Origin of the sequence: Streptomyces sp. NPDC001270, assembly GCF_042896695.1 — a bacterium.
GTDB lineage: Bacteria > Actinomycetota > Actinomycetes > Streptomycetales > Streptomycetaceae > Streptomyces.
This window is the reverse complement of record NZ_JBIAXM010000097.1, coordinates 1-2,669: the sequence shown is the minus strand read 5'-3', so window position 1 is coordinate 2,669 and position 2,669 is coordinate 1. Positions and strand designations below refer to the sequence as shown.

Sequence of the window (2,669 nt, the reverse complement as noted above, 5' to 3'; positions counted from 1 at the left end):
CGCCGAGGAGCTCGGGATCACGCCGAAAGAGCTGGCGGGCCTGCACCGCCGGTTCGAGGTGATTCCTGGCGCCCAGGCACAAGTCGACTGGGGCGGTGCGACACGAGGTCGCGTATATGAGTGAACTCGCAGATTGGAGGCCGGTTATGCCGGTTGCGTAGTTCTCGGTCAGTGTTCGAGACCGATCTCCGCTCTGACGTGCATTCGCGGGTCCTGCCCGTCGAAGGTGCGAAGCTCAGGGAAGACGCCCAAGGGCCCCCGATCCGTCAGGGGGAGCAACCGGGCAAGGAGAAGGCTGGACGGACGAACGCGAGTGAACCCCCTGTGATGCCTCGCTATCGACAAATCCGGGAGACGGGATGAATGCCGGGTTATAGGGCCTGGCCGCTGGAAGAGGCGGCGAGCGACGACCGGAGCCTGCCCCGTCGGTCGTGTGAACACCGCTGGTCCCGGGGTTTAGGGGGCGTCCTCCCCGGTCGCGTCTCGTATGCGCGGAACGTGGAAACCCCGTCGGGGTCCCGGCCTTGAGGCCGGGTAGGCCGATCGCGAGAGGGGCGTAAGCCCTCGGCGGGACAGGAAGTCCAAGAAGCGGATGCCGGCTGCCGAAAGGCAACGGGACTCGTGACATCACGGCTGCCCCTCCAGGCGGCGGTCACGGGGAACCGGCCGGATGCCGGTCAGGCGACCGGGCCCGAAAGGGCGCTGACGTGGACTGGTGAGCCTTTGAACGCCGAGGCCGATGGCCTCTTGAACCGAGGGACATGTTGGACACCATTGCGGTGAACGGACCCGAGGGCGTTCTCGACTGGGACACCGTCAGCTGGCGGACTCACGAGGAGAACGTAGTGAGGTTGCGGCGGAGGATCTTCAAGGCGACACGAGAAGGGGACTGGGCCGTGGTCCGGTCCTTGCAGAAACTGATGCTGAGGTCCTGGTCGAACACGCTGGTCAGCGTGCGGCAGGTCACTCAGCGAAATGCTGGGCGTCGGACGGCCGGGATCGATGGGGAAACTGCCCTGTCGCCCGAGGCCAGGGCGGCGGTGGCGATGCGGGTGCATCGCACACGCTCGTCCTGGGACCCCATGCCGGTCCGACGTCTGTACATTCCGAAGGCCAATGGAAAGCAGCGGCCGCTCGGCGTTCCCGTGATCTTGGACCGGTGTCATCAGGCACGCGTCCGCAGCGCACTGGAGCCCGAGTGGGAAGCCCGGTTCGAGCCCCGTTCCTACGGGTTCCGTCCCGGGCGAAGCTGTGCTGATGCGATCGGTTCCTTGTTCTCCACGCTCAGCGGGCCACTTGCCCGACGGGTATGGATCCTGGACGCCGATCTGTCAGCCGCATTCGACAAGATCGGCCACGCGCGGCTGCTCGACTCGCTCGGTTCGTTCCCCGCCAGGGACCTGATCGAACGATGGTTGAAGGCCGGGGTGGTCGAAAAGGGCCAGTTCTCGCCGACCGAAGAGGGCTCTCCTCAAGGTGGCGTGATCAGTCCGCTGTTGATGAACGTGGCTCTCCACGGGCTGGAGGAGGCCGCGGGGGTCCGCTATCTCACTACCGGCACACACGCCGGGGATGTGGTGGCGGGCTCTCCGATCTTGGTGAGGTACGCCGACGACATGGTCGCCTGCTGTCATTCCAGAGAGCAGGCCGAACAGGTCAAGGCACGGCTTGCGGAGTGGCTGGCGCCTCGGGGGCTGGTCTTCAACGAGGACAAGACGCGCATCGTCCACCTCGAAGAGGGCTTCAACTTCCTCGGGTTCAACGTCCGCCGTTACCGAGGGTGCAAGCTGCTGATCAAACCGAGCGTGGAGGCGGTCAGGCGCATCCGGAAGAGGCTCGCGGACGAGGTGCGCAGCCTGCGCGGCTTGAACGCGACGGCGGTCATCGCCAGGCTCAACCCGATCGTACGGGGGTGGGCGGCCTACTACCGGGGGGTGGTGTCCAGCAGAATCTTCACGGCGCTGGATCACTACGTGTGGTGGCTCACATATCGGTGGGCCAGACGCATGCACCCCAACAAGTCGAAGAAGTGGATCGCTCGACGCTACTTCGGCAGGTTCAACAAGTTCAGGAACGACCGGTGGGTATTCGGCGACCGCGGCAATGTGCTCAACGACCGCGGAGAGATCCCCATCCTCGTCAAGTTTTCCTGGACGAACATCGTCCGGCACCAGTTGATCGCAGGCGGGGCGTCACCTGATGATCCCGGTCTGACGGACTACTGGGTCAAGCGGCGGCGGAGGGTCAAACCCCCGCTGGACAGCTACAACTTGCGCCTGCTCGCCAAGCAGGACGGCCGCTGTCCGCTCTGTGGGGAACACCTTCTCACCGCCGACCAGCCGCCGCAGTCACCCGAGGAATGGGAGCGATGGTGGCTGAACGTCGTCAAGAGGGCGATAGCCGCCGACTATCTCACTGATCATGGACGGCCCGACACGCCGGGCGGGAACCGAACACGCCTCGTGCATGCTTCCTGCCATCGCGGCCTCCGGGCCCGAAACCGCAGGAGACCAGCAGCAGTTGCACTCTCGTGATGCCCTCGGGGCTTGCTTGAGCCGTGGTGCGGGGAAACCTGCTAGTGTCCTGAGTCTCGGAAGGGCCGCATATCTAGGATTTGGGGTTCGGTAGGCGGTTCAGATAGCCGGCGAGGCGTTCGAAGATGTCGTCGG

General features: G+C 65.2%; 1 protein-coding gene. It reads left to right on the top strand.

Annotation, left to right across the window (positions count from 1 at the left end; translation table 11 throughout):
* Positions 1-761 precede the first annotated feature (761 nt).
* Positions 762-2,534, top strand: coding sequence for a group II intron reverse transcriptase/maturase (gene ltrA / locus ACFY2B_RS46110; protein WP_390769039.1), 1,773 nt, complete (start codon positions 762-764; stop codon positions 2,532-2,534).
* Positions 2,535-2,669 lie beyond the last annotated feature (135 nt).